Below are 21578 nucleotides of genomic sequence, written 5' to 3' on the forward strand. Positions count from 1 at the left end.
AGAAAATCTTATTTAGGTAAGTGCTTCTAAAGCTATACTACTCGAAAGTTTACTCTCATGTTAAAATTACTTTAAAAAAATTTATTATCTCATAAAAATCCTATTACCCCTTGATCTCAAGTAGGATTTCTTACATTTCTTTAGGAAATTCACAGAAAATGTTTGTTTTTTAATTTTCTACAAAATCATAATCTCTTCTATCCTTTTTAAAATTTTGTTTTACATTATGTTTCTGAGAATGCATGCCGGTTTCTAACCCAATTACTCCTGCTCAAGGGATAGCATCTTCAAATTCTTCTTCTTCACACCCTCTTTCTCCAAAACGCCTTCGAACCAAGGAAAGCTTTGAAAGATCAGTTTCTGTATATGACAATATCACGCTTCCCAAAAACGCCTCTATTGAAGACGTTTTAAGAATCGGTCAACAACTTCAAGATCAATTCCATAACCTGACTGGGGGGGGGGGGGGTAGTGAAAACATTTCTTTCTCAGTTTCTCCTTCGCACCACTCCGGGAACTGGAAAACCTCGTTTCTCTATAATCTTGCTCAGGTGATTGCACAGATTTTCCCTTCCACGATGCAACCAATCCGGGTACGTCCTGTAACGATTCCTCCTTCTCAAGGAAACACTTCCTCTTCTGAAACGCCATTATCTCCGAAAGAAAACCTGAAAACAGAGGAGCATCTCCTTCCTACAAATACTTCACATCCTTCCCCGAGAAAACGAAAAACTACCTTTCTTCTTAATCCTGTAAATGTTCGGAAATATACGCATCCCTTTCTTCAAACGGAACCTCTTAGTAAAGTGAGTGCACCTAGTAGTGTACTCTCAAGAAGGAAAAGAGCCGTACCTGAACAGCCGCAACAATCACAACAAGAACAAGCTACCGGTTCCAAGCCTTCAAAATATGACCTTACTGAAAAAAACATTGAAGAGAAGCTAAAGCTTACTCCTGAGCAAAAAGCTCTCATTACAGGGGATTTAGAGAAATTAAAGAAGGCAATCAATAAGTACAATGCTCTTAAAGAAAAGAACTCCAAAGTAGGGCAGGAGGTCTTAATCCGCCAATCTGTTCTTTTAGATAGCATTCAAAAGAAACTCTATCCCAAAGAAAAGGCACAAAAAACTCAAGCTGCTGCAAAACCAAAAGAAGACAAGGCTAAAGCTGAACCCGCAAAAGCTCCCGAAGCTCCTAAGCCTGAGGAAAAGTCTAAAACTTCAATTGAAGAGGTCCTTCTTGAAGTAAAAACGGAGTTTAAGTCCCATCGTGTTCAGATAGAGAAGATCCTTCATGGGATTTGGATCGCTGGGGCGCCTCCAGAGGGGACTGAAAACTATATCAAAATATTCTTACAAACCTATAAGGATTTTGACTTCTTCTTCTGGGTAGATAAAAAGACTTATGCTGCGGCGAAGTTCTCTGGGATCATGAAAAAAATCGCTTTTGCAGCTGCTGTAGAGGACCTTAGAGCCTCTACAGATCAAAGCGTTCAAGCCTTTATTAAAGACTACGACGAACTCAAAAAGAAATACGATGAAAAATATACACAAGCAAATACCGAAGAAGAGAAAGGTAAGTATCTTGATGACCTTAAAAAACTCTTAGAGAAGCATAACAAGATAAGTGAAGAGATCCGCTCACGCTTTGACATTCTGTTCCTAAAGAACATGATCATCATGCAAGATAATTTCTTCAACTACTGCCAGTTAAAAGGTATCGGCAACATCAATGATGAAGTAAGAGTAGAATACCTGGAGAAAGAGATCAAGCTTCCAGCAGAAGAAATCACACAATACAAAGAGCTCATCAAAACTAATGAAGAGAAAGTTAAAAAGATTATCAAAGCAGTAAATGATGATCTGGGGGAGGAACGCGTAAAGCTCAAAGACATTTCAGAGCTAAAGTCAATGCAGGAAGCTCAAAATGTGTACAATTATGAACTCGAAGCCCTACTACGCTGGAACTACGCCGCAGCTACGGACCAGGTTCGTATGTATATGCTGAAAGAGCTTGGGGGAATTTATACTGACTTGGATATGATGCCCTCATATTCCCAAGACATCTTAGAGATTATTCAAAAACACAGCTCAAGCAAAGAAAAAACCAAAGAAAAACCTCCCACTCCTGAAGACAACCGGCTATTTGAGGATATGTTTTGCCGAAGAGCTATCTCTGATGCGGTACTGAAATTAGCTACAGGGAAAGAAACAGAAGTTTCTTTAGAGAAGATTGAGAAAGACATAGATTTAACGCGATTAAGAGAATCTGATAAGCCTAAACTTCAAGCGTTATTTAAAGATTTAGAAAAATTCGCTAAGGAAAACCCTCCAGACAAACCTAAAACAGCCAAAAAAGGCGAGGAGGCTAAGAAAAGTGAGGAAGGAGAAAAAGCTAAGGGCGCTGAAGGAGGAAAATCAGAAGACGGAGCAACAGTCAAAAAGAAAAGCTTTTTCCAACCTATGTCAGAAATGACTGTTCGAGATACGATGCCAATCTTAAGACGATATCATCATTACGACGAGCTTGGATGGTTCATTCGAGGACTCAATGGCTTGATGATGGCACACAAGGGAAGCGCTGCTGTAGATGCGGTTATTCGAGGGCAACAAGAAGCTTATCAGGAACTTGCAGCTCTTAGACAAGAAGTTCTTTCTGGAGCCTTTTTCAAATCTTTGGAAGATCTCATTCATCGCAAACACCAGTCGTTAATTGGAGGACGGCTAGTTTCTAATTTCTTAGCAAAAAGTTTGTTTTTTGACTTTCGTCAAGACTCCATTATGCCTGAAGCTGTCAGTACCCTAGGGATTACCGGTCCAGATCTCATTGCTGAGGTTCTTGTTGAGGAATATCGAAAGTGGGGACCCATAGGAAAAGACTTCCTCAGCCCCAGGGGAAATAAGCTCGGAGATGATGCCTTTCTAGGGTCTTATACCAAGATCTTTCCCGACCCGAAAGATAAAAGTAAGTTCACCCTAGATTGGTTATCCCCAAAATCTGTTGGAAGTAACGACGTTACGCCCGCAGATGAGAGTACTTGGTGCGGAAGTAAAAAGAGATGCGTTGCGGAGCTATTATTTTCAGATAATACTAAGTTCAACTCCTATAAACCGAAAGCGGTGACACGTACCCGTATAGATATAGAAAAATTTACCTCCTTATGGTCAGAAGAAAGCAAGAAAAAACTCCCCCCAGGGTTGCTTGAACGCTTTAACGTCTTTATCGAAGAGCAAACCCTAGACATATTAAAGCTCGCAGATATAGACCAACAGATCTATGCTGCAATGTCTGCAATTCAAGATAAAGATCCTGCTGCTAAAGCCTCTTTATTTTCTCTGCAGCTGCAACTTGCTAACTTACTTCGCTCTGTTCAGTTTCCTATAGAAAATCGGGTGCATTTCTTCCCACAAGCGCAAAATTTACAAAAGCAAACACACGCAGATTATATAAAATCCATAGAGCTCTATTTAAAGACATCTTCAACTACAAACATTGTTTTATGGCACAGCGATCAACAAAACTGGATGCTACTCTTCAAACAACTCCTTACCATAGCAGAACGTCGTGTCGCTATAGATGGCCTTCTCAATCCTAAGGAAAAGGAAAAAAAGAAAGATAAGGAGAAGGACAAAGAAAAAGAGAAAAAACCTGAATCCTCTTCTGGATCTGACAGTTCAGATAGCGAGTGGAGTGAAGCACATAAAGACTTCTCTAAATATAAAGAGCTCTTACAAAAGTATGAGGAGCTTAAAGCTCGTGATACATTCTCTCTTCTTACAGAGGCTGAGCTTTCTACGTTTTTAGAAACGACTACGAAGATAGCAGAGCATCGAGAACTGTTCTCTGTAATAGATCAGATCGAAACAAGTATCTCTTCAGGGTACACCTACCGTACTTTAGAAGACAAGATAATCAAGTGGTTTTCTCTTCCTGAGAACGACCGCCGTAATCACCTCCTAGATCTGCTAAAACAACTCGAAAAAGATGTAAATAAGAAAGAATCCAAACCAAAGCAGAAAGAACATAAGGAATGGCTAGAGTCTTTATATGACCAAGCTAAAGGAAAATGGATAGATGAACCTAAGAAAAACATCCAGGATCTTCTTAAGAAGTTTGAAGGGAATCCTCGCGTAATCCTAAGAAATGCTGATGAGTTTCTTTCAAAAAATGAGCTGTTTCAAAAAATGATCCTTACAGGCTATCCCTTTGCGGATTCCTTGGAAATTATGCGTTTCATGGTTGCAGATGAGGGAATTTCTGGGATCTTCTCCAAAGAGCCTATCCTTCCGCCTCCTTCACATTCCCTTGTAGGCATCTTAAAAGAACTTTATGGAGAGAGCTCTATAGATCTTCAAGACGCCCTCCCTGCGGTGTATGAATGGATCCTTGCTAATGAAGAAAATACAAAAGAAGAAGCTTTTCGCCTTCTTCCAGAAGGCTTAGGGGAGAAGTTAAAGGATAAGCTCCCTCATGATCTTCTAGTCCCTCCTATAGATTCTTCCGTCTCTCCCTTAGGAGTGCACTACTCTGTAGAAAGAGGAATAGAGTCGGAAAACGTTATGGCCTCCATGGGAGGAGGGTTCTTCAACTCTGTAACTTACTCCATGGCACGATATATGGAGGCCCTCTTTGAACTACAGCAAAAGATCCTAAAAAAAGAATTAAAATCCGAATCAGAAATTAAATCAATTTTAGAGAAAAAGGGTGCAGGACCCTTATATAATACAGAGCGCGCAAAGTTATTATTAGAGTATTCAAAACTTGGGTACTATCTTTCGTTAAAAGAGATCAACACGGCTGCAGCGGGCCTACACAACTTAGGGCAGGCCTCTGCACACCTAATTACCCAACCTATTCCTGGAGCAGGGCGTGTGATCCTTAGGGATCATGACTTTGGGCTTCCTCTAGCGACTTCTATGACAGACCCTGTAGGATTACGCTCTTATGACTATTCTGGAATAGGGGGCAGAAAGGATGTTTTCTCTACTCCTCCCGATGTTCCAACACTTCATAAGATTATAGATAGAGTCAAGTACAATCTGATAGACTGGCCAGAGTTTTCTTCGAAGTTCTCAGGAATTTTTGGAGATTTAGCCTTTCGCCTAGGAGCAAAGACCTTAGAGCTTCACCCTCAGACCTTTCTCTATAGAATAGAGGGCCGCTGTATGGGGCTTTCCTATCTATTTTTAAACGCCCAAGACAAAATGTCTTACTCGACGTTACAACATAACTTAGTTACAGTTTCTTCATTATTTCAAACGAAAGAGCGAGATAAGCTTCCCCTATCACAGCAAGATAATAAATTTCTGAAACGCGCCTTAGACCTTATAGAGTGGCTACAACATCGTGGTAATCGTGAGTTGCAGATAGGTGGTGTTCTATCCTCACTCGAATGGGATATCAGTTCTCTAACAAAATTATTTGAAAAACCTTCGACATCGAGTGTCCTTGTTACAACTCCTACGCATGTAGTCACTCTACACTTCTTTAATGGCATAGCCCGAGTCACAGATCCAAACTTTGGTCATGTCGACTTTCCTACTCTAGAAGCTGCGTTGTATTTTATTGAATTTATGGTGCAAGTCACCTCTGAAATAAAAGCTCGCTATGGAATCTCAGATGACAAAACAGTTTCTGAACAGCTTAAAGTTTATGTTGCAGACTCTCCGGAAGCAAGAAACTTCCTACAGGAAACTACAGATGCAGGTCTTTTAACAAACCATCAGATGACCACATTAGAACGCATGATCGTTCGAGGAGAGGTGACTTTCTCCGGGATACGAACAACGTGGTCTACATTATTTGGAATGGGGCTAACCTTAGGAGGCAAACGTATCGATGAGAAAGTCAAAGAAACTGATCTTGATAAAGCTCTTATAGATGGGGACGTTCTATCTGACTATCTTTCTAGAAACTCTCTTGATGAATCCAGCGTAGCATTAGCTAAAACACTAGTTACAGTCTTAGGGTTTGTAGAAGGAACACAAGTCATAAGTCCAACTATGATCACGGAAACTCCTAACGATGTAACTTCTTTGTTTCAAACATCGCGAGAAAAAGTCCAACATTTCAAAAAAATAATACAAGCATTCTTTTTAGACCTATCACAAAAAATTAAGAATTCTGGTCTTAAAGATACTGACAATGTCTCAGTAAAATCCGTAACTCTAGAAGAGAACGGCGATGCTATAGTCTCTTTAGAAAAAACAGAAACTTCAAACAAAAAACCTCAAAAAACTCTTGTGACAATTTCTTTGAGTCTCAAAGAAATAAGCGAAGCCTTTAAGACTTTTGGCAAAAGTTTGAATGAGCTTGCAAGTACTGGAGTTATGGACATAGAACTGGGATTATCTGTGCTATCTTTAATTCAATATGCCCGCTTAGTAGACGCTGGCAAAGGGGATAGCGCCCAGGCAATTTTTAGTGCTTTACTTGACGTTAAAGAACTCGCAGAGATGACTCTGGGGACCATAATTCAAGCGCTGCAAAAGAAATTCATAACACCTACAGGAATCGATGGATTTCGAACAGAGACAGTGTTAGCACAACAATTACAAAAAGTAGGAACTCGAGTAGGAGGTACAGTTGGAAAAGCTCTTAGCTTCGCATCTCGTGTTCTAGAGCTTCCTGTTCTTGAAACAGTAGCTGGAGTTTGGGGACTCGTTACAAGCGTAGAAGAGTTGATTCACGCCAAAACTCATAGCGAGCACGTGGCAGCTAAAGTACAAGTATCTTTCGATGTCATTACCTTAGGAATGACAGTGTCTTCTGTTGTTGCTCCTCTTGTTATGCTTGCCGTAGGTCCTATAGCTGCTATTGGCATGGGAGCCACCTCTATTGCAAGAAACGTTGCCTATAAGGAAGAACGACACTATGCCTGGCTAGAATATAAAAGGTTCTTAGAAACAGCAGCTAAACATGTCTTATTTGCCTATCCACACAAGCATTTGTTAGATTTGTCTGGAAACCAGGTATTGGGAGATGTGTTCCTAGACCTAAGAACAAATCCTCCTATTTTAAAAGGAAAGCCATCCTATAATTATGACTCTTTGCTTGGAAGCGTCCCCGAATGGACAGACAAACAAGTACGAAACCGGTTGGGTTATGCTTTTAGCATCACTCCAGAATGGGCGTTAGCCAAAGGACATGCCAATAGCCTATGGCCTAGGGAAATCCCTAAAATTCCCAAAGGGATTTATGAAACCGTCTATCTAGGTTACGGAATCACATATAAAGTCCATACAGAGATCGTCTATCTTTCCAATCAAATCACATGGCGAGATGCTGTATTAGATGCAACCTCTCGATATTATAAGCCTCCTCTTACTGAAGAGGGGAAATCTTCCACAATCATAGGGGGAGATGCTCCTCTTAATGTCATTATGTTGCGCCTACTAGACGAAGTTACTCCTTCTAGAGTCAACCAAACAATGAAATACAAAGATTATAAAGTAAATATTGTTGGTGGTAAGGGAGGAGTCACAGTTCAAATAGGTGGAGCTGGAATCTACAATATCACTGGAAACCCTAATGTAAAAAATACGATTTCCTTTAGAGCAATTCCAGAACCTCTCGGCGTAACCTTTAACCTATCCAATCATAATGAACAGCTCGTACCTCTCACCCGCACTAATGGAACAAAGATCGAACCACTAAAAATCAAGCAGAAAGGGTTTAATATCATCGCGGGATCGGCAGGAGGATATGATATTTTAGTCGGGGAACGCGATACCCACTTTTATGTAAGCCCTGGAGGAGGAAAAATCTACTCAGGAATAGGGAAGAACTGGTATCACATCCCAAGACTTAAAGGAAGGCTAGACATCATCCTTGCAACAAACTCTACAGAGCATATGCTCTTAATGGAGACGTTCTCATACAACTGGCTTCCAGTATATGAAAACATCAACTTGCTTCCTAGAAACACCATAGCGAATAGCACTACAAATAACACTGTAGGAATCTTCATTTCCAACATAGATAACAGCACCTCCTTTGAACGCTGGGAAAACAAGTTCACCGTAAAGCTTGCTGATGGTATCACACTACAAGCACAAAAGCACATCTATGGAAATGCTACAGAGACTAACTCCACAATAAATGCTACCTATGTTACGACGTTAGGGATCAATACAGTAGATCAGCCTACTTGGCAAAAAAGCTATCCTGAAGAACCTAGCTATGTGGAAGCTATCTTAGATTGGTTAAAAGAAATGGGATGGTGGTTTGTCCCTGAAGTAACGATTCTACAAAAAGAGGAGACTACAAATTTCTACTCAAAATACAAAACTCTAGTCTACCATCCCAATCCTTTCACTGAGTTAGATTTACATCCTCAGCCTGGCTATCATACCCGAATAGACGGCTCTGTAGGGGACACCTATATTTTTTCAGAGTCTCCAAAAGCAAATATCTCTACAGTTGAACTCACTCTAGCAGAAGATGCAGACGCCCCACAAACTGTAGATTTAAGCTTGCTGGTTCCGACATCCATACGAGGGAAAATGACTAACCATACAAAAAATGGAACTAGCATAGACCTTGAAATCTCATCTCCAAGATATACGCTCCCTCTACAAGTAAATTGGTTAGAACATCATTTCCCTAGAGGAACAAGATTTGATATCTTCTCAAACCATAATCCTAGATTAGGAGAGTGGTACGAAATCTTAAATAAGAACGCCTCTATCTGGCACAACTTATTCATGAATAGCACATTAATCCCTGAAAGGCTCGTAGGAATACATAGCTTAAATAATACAGTAAGCTTGATGATCAGCTCGTTACGAAGAAATAACGAGCATATCCTAGGAGTAGAAAATCGAGGAGCTGTAAACCTTAAAGTCGTGGGACAAATGTATGCAGGGAAGATTAAAGGGGCTATGGAAAACCGCCATTGGCATACCTTCTCTCAACTGCTGTCAAAATTTGACATCACCATTCCTGCGCACTCCATAAAACACCTAGCATTTAAAGGAGAGGCAGAAACTAATGATACGATACTGTTCCGTAGCTACCTTGAACCCGCCATCTTGGATGTCACAAATTCCTCCACCATAGATTACCATAAATGGTCGTTCTACGATCAGATCCGTGTTTACAAGACTACCTTAAATCTAGAAGGGTTCCAAATGTACAACATTACAAAAGCGGAACCGAACTTGAACCGCTTGCTAATGTTCGTACAAAAACAGGTCCGCATCCAAGGTAGAGACCTCCATATGAAGTTCTTCCATATCCGCACAGGCTCAGGAATTGGCGCCATAAATATCCTCTTCAAAGACTTCTTTGTCGATGATATGAGCTCTATTACAGAACGAACCATAGAAGGGGAGGTCAAGCCAATCTTAGTAGAAAACCCTATCTCTCTAATTGACCCAACATATAAAGAGCACCTAAAGCACACCCTAGGAGACACCCAAATAGATCTGATCCAATATCTTCAGGAGTTCGGCACTACAACACATACTTTACAACTAAACTACAATAAAGAAACTCACGAGTTAGAACTTCCTAGGCAGTATGAATTGAAACAGCTCGTTGCGCTCACTTATGTTGTGGACGCCAAGGAATCTATAACAAAAGAAAACAGCTGGTTATTCCTAGATAAAGCTATGAAGGAATACCGCCTGCCTCTACCAACAATTTCGGAGACCTACTACTACTTAGATCCTGCAAATGGAAACTTATATATCTCCAAGGTAATCTCTAATAATGAGAGCTCCGAGAGTAAGTTAGAGCAAGCATTTGTTCTTGTTCTTCCTGGATTTAAAACACGATGGCAAGAGTACCAAAACATCTTCATCTCAAATACGAGAACAGGCTCTTTAGCTGCGACTTCAGGATCAGGACTGATGTTCGTAGGACCAGAGTTACGCCATATTGAATTCGATACAAAAAGAACGATAGGGGGGACGTCTTTACCTGAGAGGGTCTCGTCAAGATCGGGGATTGTCTTCCCAACTACAGATCAGGTTATGGTATACAATCCTGCACTTGCACGTAGATTCTATACGTATGCAGATTATATACTCTGGATTCTGAAGGATCGTGCAAATGGTGACTCCAAACGAGCGAAAGCCTATGATATCTATATGCTAGAGGCCTGTATGTCCTTAAAAGGGGATAAACCAGAGTGGAAAATCCCTCCAAGCTTTATACAATTTGCTTTTGCCTACTATCGCGCTTGGGTAAGCCAATGGATAAAACACCGCATACAACGTGGTACACTAATTAGCCTGCCAGCGAAAAGTATTCAAGTGTCCCTAATCACTACACAGACCGAATACTTTGCAAATAAACGAAGAGGAGGTTTCCATGTCTTCTATAGCATCTATGGCTTGAATAATAAGTTGGTCGATCATAAATCTCCAGGAGATATGGTCTTCGATATCTCTGAAGATGTCATCCTCACGGTTAAAAAAGTTGATGAGTCCGACTATGACAAAAGAAAAATCTATGTAGTTCTAGATCTTGCCACTGAAGAAGAACGCAAGTTGCGAGCTGATAAAAATGTGATACTCATTCCCGGAGGAGAGAACGCAAGAAAACGTCGCTAAACAAATTAAAGATCTATCACACATTTTATTATTTCATCCACGAAGGAACAAACTCTGCTGCATTAGGTTCTAGATTACTTTCACAAGCCACATCAGAAATGGCTGCTGCTTCAACTTCATCCTCTTCCTCTAAATCTTCTTCAGCAAGAGAGGCGGAGGGTAAAGATGGGGGAGAAGAGGATGCTTGAGAAGGAGATTGCATAGGTTGGGTAGAAGCTATGATTGTTTCCCACAACCTTTGGAAAACATCTTGATGTCTTTGAGTTAGATTTTGTATAAAAATCAATTCTTCACAATTTAAGCAAAAACCACTTGTAGTCCAGTTTGGACTTCCTAAGAAAAGCTTATCTCCATCAACAAGACAAACTTTACAGTGAAGAACTCCCGTTCCAGTCCATTCTAATACATCTAATTCTCGAGGAAGCTCTTTTCCAGGCTGGTTATTCTTATCTACAACGATTTGTACTTGGACACCTCGTTTTTTTGCATTCTTCAAAGCACTCAAAATTTTTTCATAGGATAAAATGAACATAGCAATTTTGATAGTGTTCTTTGCCTGTCTGATGATTTTAAGAATATTCTGTTTTGCTAGCTTTTTATTTCTTTTAATAGGGTAATATGTTACCGTTTCCATCCCAATTCGACATGACCCCTCAACTTCATTAGCGATTAGCTCATAGAGATGGGGACTATATATCTCTACGAAAATGTTCACATCTTTTTCAAGAGAAGCTACAGTCAAGTTCCCTGTACCAAGAAATATTCTTTGCCCATCCATTAAAACTGTCTTCTTATGATACTTTGAACCTGTGACGGTTTCATATTCATGTAAACTAAGGTTCCTGTTGCTTTCGGAAAGCTGTTTTACTCTTGCATAATCTTCTTCTTGATAAATTTGATGAAACGAAAGATTGGCACTAACTCCTTCAACAACTTTATTTTTAATAGCTTCTAATATTTTCGGAGAATCCATCACAAAGACTCGGACAATAAGCTCTTTTTCACAAGAAAGGATAGCCTGACAAAACATCTCTGTGAGATCATGATCCAACGTTGAGAACATGTGTAGACTCCCTTCACCCATTCTCAAAGAAGGGGAAGGGAGAGAATAGTTTTGCATGCTAAGAATATGAGATGCACTAGAGGGAGTAGAAGGAGAGGTAGAGGATGATTGATGGACTACGTGATAATTTCCTCTACGAGGTTCACCGTAATGGCGTTGACGCGCCCCCCGAACTGAAGAGCGAGTACGAGTAGAGGAAGAATGCGAAGAAGTCTGAGAACCTTGACCGTCTTGATAATAACGAGAATGGTAGCTCCTATTATTATTGACGCTCACCCTCCTCCTCTCTAATTATTCAACATAATGAATATTATCAGACTATGATAACATTATCAGATTATGATAATATGATAACATGTCTTAAAAAGTTTGAGAAGAACTTTTTCTCCACCCTCTAAGATCTCAAGATCTCTTCTGAAGAACAGCACAATAAACTAGAATCCTTTCTTTCTAGAAGCAGGTTCAAATCGCTCAGAATACTAGCAACTCCTGACCCGAGAATCCTGACCCGAGAATCTCAGTTCCCTCAGAGCAATAAAAGTTCTCTGCAACAAAATCTTCAGCTGTTTGTCCTTCCTTAAGCTCAGACTTCCGAATGATCTTAACTAAAAAATCATGATATTTCGAATGGTAAGAACTCGCCATCTCTTCATTAATCAAAGCTTGAATTGCCCTTATAAACCGAAAAACATCACAAAATGTTCTCTTTAAACTCTTCCGCATCCTCTGCAGACCTTTGTTATCAAGCAAAATATTTAATTTTATATCTAAAGGTAAAGGCGGCAATCCCCACTCCTTACAAAGCAAGCTAGATCTTGCTGCGTTCCAGTACTCTACATGATCTACTTGATACTTCCACGGTTCTGTAATCAAAATTTCTTTTAATTTTGCAATATGGAAGAAAATAGATTGTTCTACATCCTCTTCAAGGCTAGACACAAGTACACTGTATGCCTTGTTAAGTCCTTCCATTTTCCCGAGGTTACAGTATTGCATTGAGTCCATGAGAATTTCTATAGCTGCGATCTTCCTCTCTTCTGAGATTTTGGGGTAATCTATAAGCTCTGCAATGCCTAATAAGTAGCGATAATTTTGTTTATGTTCTTGTGTATACCCAGATGTGGCTTCTTCAACAAAAATATTATATCTTTGATCACGAAAACCATCTCCATAGGATATCGAAGAACCTTCTGCTACTTTACGGTTTACCCTGCAGTCCCATATAAATGATTTTATTCCAAGAATATGACTATATTCACGAACAAAGGGGCACGAAGGAAGCTCGCGCTCTTTTCTCAGAGGAAGTCGGATTTTCTCTAGATTTGTAACTACTCCCCTATACGTAGGTACAACAAAAAAAATATATGCTAACAGCAGCGAACTGAATATTGCCAAGGCTAAAAAAATGTATACAAAAACCGAACTATAACCAAAAGCCCCCCCTAAAACCGAAAGCATACAGCTTAAAATAAAAACAGAAGAAAAAAACGATAGAAGGAACCTTCTTTTTAGGACTTGACATTCTTCAGAAAAACAACACCAAACTCCCCTACGAAAAGCCACAGGAAAGAACATATCTTATTTTATTCTCAAAATTTTATTACTATGCTTGTTCTTCTTTGATAGACCATAGAGGAGTTTCTTCTATGATTAAAGCATATTTCCCCATAGGGGCTCCTTTCACTGGAGCTTCGCAATAGCAAGTACAAAACTTAAAAAAAGCGTCCTTTTCTTGAGGAGACATGTTCCCCTGTCTCAAGAGCATCCTGCTTCTTTCAGCATCATGAGAAGCTGCAGTTCTAGCTTTAGCGACATCCATAGCTGATATAATAACATCCTTTAACTGCTGAGAGACAACAGAATAGAACCGATAATGAGGAAGGGAAGGATAAGAAAAAACCACTTCCTCATCTAAAAAGTGATCTTGGGAACATTGGTTTTTATTATGTATGATAAATCCCTTTTTCTCTAATTGGCTTATTGAGTCTCCAGAACGAACAAGACTATGAATAAATAATATACTTCTCTTTGTATGGCTATCAAAAGGAATAGATAAATTTATTGCATCTGCTTCGTTTACCGCATACGCATACTCACCAGGCTGTTCTCCTGGGTAAAGCTCCCATAAAGAAACCTTTTTTTTAGAAGATTTGAGTATAGTATCTTTTGAAAACTCTTCGAAGCCACGATATTTTAAGTATAAGATAAACCTTAAAATGACCTTCAAAGAGAATAAAATAATTACAGGGACAATAAGAATACTTAGCAAACATTTTGCAAAGATTTCCTTTATAGAAAGAGACTGTCTCATCTGTGAATAAACGAGGTGTCCCCTAAAACTCAATCCCTCTGCCAATAAAACTCTATCGCTCCATTGACAGCAACGCTCTACAACATGGACTACTCTTTCTAACAGTCCGCTTCCCTGGCCAAGGTCGGAGAAAATCTCTAAAAATTGCCAATTAAAAGCTATCGTAGAACAAAATGATGGAAAATCTCCGTTCTTTACTACCACGCAAAAATCCCTTGAACAATCAATGAATAAGGAAAATCTATAGGCCCAATAGGAGGTATAACCTGACAGCGAATTGCAGGTTGGATATCAAAGATCTTCGGAGTCTCCATAATACGGATCGCATTGAGATTATAAGCTATTTCCTCAGCCCCCCCAGAGAAAGAAGAAAAAACAAATCCTGGATATTTCTTCAATTTAAATACTACTGCAGGAAGATTCGCGACAACAGCTTTTTCTGGAAGCTCTGTATCCCAAACCAAATTAATCCCCTTACGCTCTAACTCTTCTTTTGTCAGCCCAGAACGCACGTCCCTATGGCACAACCAAATATCCCTATGCACTCTAGAATGTAGTTTAGAAAAGTAATACTCCTCATTATGAAATATTAATAAATCGCGAAGTTCATCCTTATGAACTAGGCATAAGGCCCCATATTTTAAATGCAATATCCCTCGCAAGATTGTCTTTATGATTAACATAATCACTAGGGGGAGAAGAAGCACATAAGAAATTACCTTAAAGATTTTCTCTTTTAAGCCAATTACATCAAACTGTTCTAAACACAACACCCCTGTTCCCGATGCAGTCTCCTTAACTATCCTAAGACGCTTTCCAAAAAGATTGAAATACGCATCTACCTTGCATGCTATCTTCTCTAACCACCCAAATCTAATTCCTTGAAGTCTCGTAAAATCCGCAAAGCTTGGAGAAAACGTTATAGGAGTTAAAAAGCTCAACATATCATTAAACATTATCCCAAGCTTATATGTAAAAATAGCTATCCAAAAAAGATATGTATTCCAGAAGAGTCTACAACAAAATTTGAAATAATATTTAAAGATTGAAGAAATCTTAAAGCCTCAAGTCCTAAAGTAGATTGCTTCTTTTGAAATAGACTCAAGTACCCCCTAGTTTCATAATTCTCTTCTTCATAAGACAAGAATAATCTGTTGGGATACGCGTTACGCATTTTTAACTCCTCGTACTTACGCTGAAGAAAACTAATAAAGTCTCCAACTAGCCATAACTTTTCATCTTGAGATAATTCTTCTTCTCCGCTTCTTTTAAACCAGCAAGGAAATAGTTTTTCTAAACACCCACGTTGTACAGAGATTTTATTTAAACGTTGGGCAAGTTCTAACTGTAATCCTTCCCAATTTACACTTAGGGTTACCTTGGTTAAAATATCATTTTGCACCAAAGGTAAAGTCATAATATGTTTTCGAGGGATGTTTATAAACATTCCCTGAATATTTTGCACACAATGTCGAATTTCTGTAGGAGAACTTGCTGCTAATACCTTAAAAAAAAATTCCGGAGTAGACGAATCTACATAAATAAAAGTTACCCTATATGTAATATGTAAAATTGTACGTAATAATAATGCCAAAATTAAAATCGGCAAGAAAAGATAACTTATGATCTTTAAAACCTTTTCTAAAAGAGAAACATGAGACCCATGTATTCTTCGACAAATAACATAAGATTTCCCATCCGTAGTAATAATCTGAGTTTGTTCTCCCCCAAAATAAAAATAGCGGTCTAATAAAACCGCACACTTTGCCGATAGCGATGCTGTATCCCATGAATATAAGGTAATGCTTTCCATAAAGCGAAACACCTCTTAACATTCTAAGAATCAGAAAATTATAACGAATATCATATACAATACAACATACAAAACAACCCAGCTAAACCAGATCTTTATTAAACAAAGATACTAATTAATCTAAGGAAGCCTATGTTATTTAGTAATAATAAATCCAACCTCTCAATTTCTATTCTCCAAGAAAAAAGTCCCAAAAGCTCTCTCCCTAAGACTTCTTACACAAAACTCACCCTTCTTTAAGATCCATTATTAGATACATGCATTTCCACATTTCTAGAAGAATGCACTCTTACTCCTAGAGAAAAAGTTAAAGAACTTTTCTCTACACGAAATATCAACCACTTCATACACATGAAAATGAATCAAAAAAGTATCTGCTCTAGTCTTCTTAAAGACTAAGAGATTCTTAACATCAAGCCCTTAGCTCCTGAAAACCTATAAAGATCTACAAAGAAACCTAGGGAGGTATTTTGTTTAAAATAAAGACGTCCCTTGCGCAAGGAGATTATCGACATAGTTAATATCGTAATCCAGCTGGAGAAACTTGGGATTATCAAGCATAAACTGATGGAAAGGAATCGTAGAGTGCACGCCACCAATATGAAACTCCTTCAAGGCGCGTTGCATAATTGCAATAGCCTCCTCTCGATCTTTCCCTTTTGTGATAACCTTTGCCACCATAGAGTCGTAGTATGGAGGAATAGTATACCCGCTATAACATGCACCATCAATACGAACAGAGGGCCCTCCAGGGGGTAAAAAATAATCTAAACGTCCTGGGGAAGGAGTAAAATTATTCGAAGGGTCTTCAGCATTAATCCGGCACTGAATGACATGGCCCGAGAATGTAATACTTTTTTGTTTCCAAGGGAGACGCTTACCCATAGCTACAAGAATTTGCTCTTTAACAAGATCTATTCCTGTAACTTCTTCTGTGATCGTATGCTCTACCTGGATTCTTGTATTCATCTCCATAAAATAGAACTTCTTATCCTTATCTAAAAGAAATTCTACAGTACCCACAGAAAAATACCCTGCACTGCGAGCTAAATCTACAGCGACCTTCCCAACTTTCGCTCGAATCTCTGGAGACAAAATAGGACTTGGAGTTTCTTCAATAAGTTTTTGCCGACGTCTCTGTACAGTACAGTCCCTCTCACCAAGATGTACATAATTTCCGTGTTTATCTCCAATGACCTGCACTTCCAAATGGCGGGGATTCTCTATAAACTTCTCAATATACACGTCGGGGTTATTAAAACCTGCTTCTGCCTCTGTTCTAGCAGCAGCAAATGCACGGTAAAACATGTCTTTTTCTTTAACAATACGAATCCCTCGACCTCCACCTCCAGCGACTGCTTTAATCACTATAGGGAATCCTATTTGCTCTGCAATTTTAAAGCCTTCGCTTTCGCTTTGAACAATACCCTCAGATCCAGGAATTACGGGACACTTAATCTTCTTTGCAAGAAGCTTTGCAGCAACTTTATCTCCCATAGTGGCAATAGATTCTGCGCTTGGACCAATAAATGTTAACCCACAACTTTCGCATATAGAAGCAAAACTGGAGTTCTCACTTAAAAAACCGTAGCCAGGATGGACAGCATCGGCTCCTGTAATCTCACAAGCCGCCAAAATATTGGAGATTTTTAAATAAGATTTTGCTGCTTGGGGTTCACCAATGCAAATCGCCTCATCTGCAAGCAACACATGAAGAGCTTCTTGATCAGCTAAAGAATAAACCGCAACAGTAGATAGCCCTAAATCATGACATGCCCGTATAATACGAACTGCGATTTCTCCTCTATTAGCAATCAAGACTTTCTTCATGTCTACTCAGCCTTCACAATACGAAACAACTTAGATCCAAATTGGACAGGATCACCATTAGTAAGCAAAACTTCAACGATACGTCCACTCATGCCAGCCTTGACTTCGTTCATAACTTTCATGGCTTCAACAATGCATACTATAGTATCTTCAGAAATAATATCTCCAGGTTTGACAAAAGGTTGTGCATCTGGAGCCGGAGCACTATAAAATGTTCCCACAAGAGGAGAGCTAATAAAATCTCCAGCTTGCGCATCTCCTAACTCAGAAACCTTATCTGAGGAAAAATCCTTAGCAACATCTCGAGGATCTGTAGGGATGGGGCGCTCCTGAGAAAAACCAGCAAATAGTCGACTATCGTAGAAAACAGGCTCCTGATTTTTTTCTCCTGTATCCCTTTCCAACTCAAGCTCGATCCCTTCGCGTTTTATAACAAAACGCTTCATACCGTTACGCCCCATAGCGATCATGAGCTTTTCTATTTGTTTTAAATCCATGTTTGTCTTCTTTGCTCAAGGTTAGACACGCTGAATATATTCACATGTCCGCGTATCAATTTTTATAACATCACCTATTTCTACAAAAGGTGGTACTAATACTTCTATACCTGTTTCAAGTAAGGCGGTTTTTGTTCCCCCCGATAGGGAAAGCGCATCTCCAGGAAAATCTGTTTTTGATACCATTAACTCAAGAAAATGTGGGAGTTCTACAGAAAACACGATATTATCATACACCATTGCAGATACTGTAATTCCTGCCTTCAAAAACAAAAAGTTTCCTTTCATAATTTCTTTAGAAAGATAGACCTTTTCATAGTTTCCTAAATCTAAGAAAAGATAACTATCCTCCTCGGGATAAAGATATTCTAAGATCCGAGATTCAAAGTGGGCCTCCTTAACCTCTTGATTTGCCTTAAAGTTCCTTTCAATAACAACATCAGAATTTGAAGCCTTTAAGGAAGCTTTTATAAAAGACTCTCCTTTAGGTCCTGGAACCTTAGTCACAGAAAGAACCTTATAGAGACCGTCTTTTGTAGAAATAAACATTCCTACGGATAGTTGGCTGCTTAATACCATAATTTAACTTTCTCCTCGAATTAGAGAAATTTTACTTCCCAGAGTTTCCGTTGTTTGTGAATCAAACAAATAAGATGCGGCGACTAAAATATCTACTCCAGCTTCGCGACAGAGCTTTGCAGAGCGAGGATCTATGCCCCCATCCACTTCTACCAAACATTCTTTTAATCCTAGCCGTTCTATAACATGCCGAGTAAAGGCAATCTTTTCTGTCGTTTCCTCGATAAACCCTTGTCCACAAAAGCCTGGAGAAACTGACATCAATAATACAACATCGCAATAAGGTAAAAAAGAAGGAATAAATTCCATAGAAGTTTCGGGAGAAAAAGCAAGCCCTGCCTGAACTCCACATTTTTTTATATAAGACAAAAGCTCCTTAATATTCTCAGAAGCTTCAAAATGAACGATGATCCGATCAGCTCCTGCCCTTACAAAATCTTCTATAAAATCAAAGGGATTATACACCATTGCATGGACTTCAAGAAACAAATCCGTAGATCTATTAATTGCTGCAATTATCCCAGGGCCAAAAGTAATATTCGGGACAAAATGTCCATCCATAACGTCAATGTGAATAAGGTCTGCTCCAGCCTCCTCGACCCTTTTTACCTCTTTCCCTAAACAAGAAAGATCTGCGCCCATAATTGATGGAGCGACCTCTATCCGGCCTCGAACTTTTGCCTCAGATTGCTTCAATTTGACCTACTTTTTATTTTAATCAAGGCGTTAGGTGAAACCACAAGCCCTTGTTTCTCAAGTATACGCTTTTAACATAGCCTTAGAAACAGGATATCTACAAGAAAAACTTGTGCTTCCTATATCTAATCGCTTTTCCCGCTTAAAATAAGCTAACGCTACATTTAAGTAATATCTCTCTTACCTATCGTAATACCAAACCACTTTATCACACAAAGCAGAAGAACTCTTTGTCTCCAAAGAGCTTGCTTTTTTTTCATGACCAAAGCAGTATATCAAACTTTTAATTTTATAAATGAGAAACGACCATGACAGTGAATCCCCTACGAACTCAAGCATCTAGTATTCTTACTGCACCTGTAAAAGCCACTCCGCTACCTGATTCAAGAAAACTTTCTATAGTTCAAATTGTCTTGACAGCTGTCAAAATTTTAGCTGCTACCGCACTTTTTGTTATTAGCTGCTTCGGAATCTTTGGATGTCTGCTAAGCATTCCTTTAGGTATAGGTGGTGCTATTGGCTTAACTTGCGCTGCTCTAGCCTGCTTTGTTATTGTTTTAATGTCTCTTTGGGCAAGCCCTAGTGCTAAGGAAAAAGCTTACCAAAAACAAATAGATATCTTTGCTGCAGAAAACGAAAGGCTTAAAAGCAATTTAAGTGATCTTGAAAAGGCACTTTCCTCTCTAGGCGAGGTAAGCGTTGACTTAGATGCTCATGTAAAATCTTCTGAAGATCTTGTTACACAGTGCAAACACATTTTATCAGAATTTAATACATTAAAACTGGAGATGCAAGAACAGTTGCGTCCTGCAGCATCTTTAATCGGTTCCTTAAGTAAGTTATTATCCCAAGAAGATATTGCCAAGCTCACAGATGAGCTTCAAGACCTAAAGAATAAAGTCCTCCAAACTCAAGCAAATGTAATATTAGCTAATGACCTTCTACAGCAAACTCAGGGACAAGTACAACAGCAACAACAATTATTAAACCAACTTCAAGAACAAGTTCAAGCTCTTGAACACCAGAAACAACAATTGCAACAAGTAGTATCCCAACTTCAACAAGCAGCACAACAAGCTGGCGAAGCTCAGAACAACTTAATTGCAGGATTAGGAGCAGCTATACAACAAGCAGCGGCTCCAGCGGCTCCAGCGGCTCCAGCGGCTCCAGCGGCTCCAGCGGCTCCAGCGGCTCCAGCGGCTCCAGCGGCTCCAGCGGCTCCAGCGGCTCCAGCGGCTCCAGCTCCAGAAAACAATGATAACAATAATGATGACAATGCAGCTTCTTAAAAAAGAAGTTATCAGGTCTTTTTTTGCAATAGGCGAGAGAGTTTTTTCTCGCCTTTTTTATTTCCTCTTCCCTTTAAGTTTTAGTACAAAGATAAACCTTCTCTCCTTATGATCTTCATTTTTAGTTTTTTCTATGAAACAGCGCTTCAAAAAACATAAAGAGCCATCTCACACAAAGGATGTTTCAACTTCCTGGGACCCTATTGCTAGCGATTACCATAAGATCGTTCAGACAAAAGGGCACTATTACCATAGAGAGGTCATCCTTCCTAAACTTCTTCCTTTGCTTTCTTTAAATACAAACTCCTCTGTTCTTGATATTGGCTGTGGGCAGGGGATCCTTGAAAGAGCCCTCCCTGCAACCTGCGCATATTTAGGAGTCGACATTTCCCCAAAACTCATTGCTATAGCAAAAAACATCTGCAGCACCAAATCTCATCGATTTCTTGTGCATGATGCTCACCAACCCTTACACTCTCAAGAAAAGTTCTCACATGCAGCAGCAATTCTATCACTACAAAATATGGAATCCCCTGATAAGGTCATAGGAAACGTAGCTAAACAACTTCACTCCCAAGGAAAATTCTTTATTGTACTGAACCACCCATGCTTCCGTATTCCCAGAGCTTCTTCTTGGCACTTCATAGAAGAAAAAAAACTTATGGCTCGGCATATCGAAAGATACCTTTCCCCCATGAAAATCCCCATCGTTACACATCCTGGAAAAAAACACTCTACTTCAACATTATCATTTCACTTTCCCTTAAGTTTCTGGACCCAAGCCCTATCCTCTCATGGCTTTGCTATCCATAACATCGAAGAGTGGATCTCCCCAAAAGCTTCCACAGGGAAACGAGCAAAATCTGAAAACCTCTGCCGTAAAGAGTTTCCATTATTTCTTATGATTTCAAGCGTTAAAACCAATTAAAAATTAGTTTTAA

General features: G+C 39.3%; 12 protein-coding genes. 3 read left to right on the plus strand and 9 right to left on the minus strand.

Annotated features, from left to right (window positions below):
* Nucleotides 1–242: 242 nt before the first annotated feature.
* A complete protein-coding gene (locus G5S_RS04140; RefSeq protein ID WP_013712951.1) occupies nucleotides 243–10559 on the plus strand; it encodes a LifA/Efa1-related large cytotoxin in 10317 nt (3438 codons plus the stop codon).
* Between the two features lie 28 nt (nucleotides 10560–10587).
* Here G5S_RS04140 and G5S_RS04145 read toward each other — a convergent pair whose 3' ends face one another.
* From G5S_RS04145 to rpe, 9 genes are all read right to left on the minus strand, one after another.
* Nucleotides 10588–11898, minus strand: coding sequence for a phospholipase D-like domain-containing protein (locus G5S_RS04145; RefSeq protein ID WP_013712952.1), 1311 nt, complete (start codon nucleotides 11896–11898; stop codon nucleotides 10588–10590).
* Nucleotides 11899–12093: 195 nt separating this feature from the next.
* On the minus strand, nucleotides 12094–13017 hold the full coding sequence (locus tag G5S_RS04150) for a hypothetical protein (RefSeq protein ID WP_155559912.1): 924 nt from the start codon (nucleotides 13015–13017) through the stop codon (nucleotides 12094–12096).
* 208 nt (nucleotides 13018–13225) lie between these two features.
* Nucleotides 13226–14137 carry a hypothetical protein gene (locus G5S_RS04155; protein WP_013712953.1) on the minus strand — a complete coding sequence of 304 codons (912 nt, stop codon included), beginning with the start codon at nucleotides 14135–14137 and terminating at the stop codon, nucleotides 13226–13228.
* Nucleotides 14131–14877: a DUF648 domain-containing protein gene (locus tag G5S_RS04160; RefSeq protein WP_157858690.1), complete on the minus strand. Its 747-nt coding sequence runs from the start codon at nucleotides 14875–14877 to the stop codon at nucleotides 14131–14133. Before G5S_RS04160 ends, G5S_RS04155 begins: the two co-directional genes overlap by 7 nt.
* Before the next feature lie 38 nt (nucleotides 14878–14915).
* Complete coding sequence (locus G5S_RS04165) at nucleotides 14916–15746, minus strand: DUF648 domain-containing protein (RefSeq protein ID WP_013712955.1); 831 nt, start codon at nucleotides 15744–15746, stop codon at nucleotides 14916–14918.
* A 474-nt stretch (nucleotides 15747–16220) separates the two neighbouring features.
* Nucleotides 16221–17576: an acetyl-CoA carboxylase biotin carboxylase subunit gene (accC, locus tag G5S_RS04170; protein WP_013712956.1), complete on the minus strand. Its 1356-nt coding sequence runs from the start codon at nucleotides 17574–17576 to the stop codon at nucleotides 16221–16223.
* A 2-nt stretch (nucleotides 17577–17578) separates the two neighbouring features.
* Nucleotides 17579–18073 carry an acetyl-CoA carboxylase biotin carboxyl carrier protein gene (gene accB, locus G5S_RS04175; RefSeq protein ID WP_013712957.1) on the minus strand — a complete coding sequence of 165 codons (495 nt, stop codon included), beginning with the start codon at nucleotides 18071–18073 and terminating at the stop codon, nucleotides 17579–17581.
* Between the two features lie 21 nt (nucleotides 18074–18094).
* Complete coding sequence (locus tag G5S_RS04180; RefSeq protein WP_013712958.1) at nucleotides 18095–18652, minus strand: elongation factor P; 558 nt, start codon at nucleotides 18650–18652, stop codon at nucleotides 18095–18097.
* Nucleotides 18653–18655: 3 nt separating this feature from the next.
* Nucleotides 18656–19294, minus strand: a complete 639-nt coding sequence (gene rpe, locus G5S_RS04185) for a ribulose-phosphate 3-epimerase (RefSeq protein ID WP_042280604.1) — start codon at nucleotides 19292–19294, stop codon at nucleotides 18656–18658.
* 362 nt (nucleotides 19295–19656) lie between these two features.
* Here rpe and G5S_RS04190 point away from each other — a divergent pair, with 362 nt between their 5' ends.
* A complete protein-coding gene (locus G5S_RS04190) occupies nucleotides 19657–20637 on the plus strand; it encodes a hypothetical protein (RefSeq protein WP_013712961.1) in 981 nt (326 codons plus the stop codon).
* Between the two features lie 133 nt (nucleotides 20638–20770).
* Nucleotides 20771–21565, plus strand: a complete 795-nt coding sequence (locus G5S_RS04195) for a class I SAM-dependent methyltransferase (RefSeq protein ID WP_013712962.1) — start codon at nucleotides 20771–20773, stop codon at nucleotides 21563–21565.
* Nucleotides 21566–21578 lie beyond the last annotated feature (13 nt).

Origin of the sequence: Chlamydia pecorum E58, from assembly GCF_000204135.1 — a bacterium.
Taxonomy (GTDB): domain Bacteria; phylum Chlamydiota; class Chlamydiia; order Chlamydiales; family Chlamydiaceae; genus Chlamydia; species Chlamydia pecorum.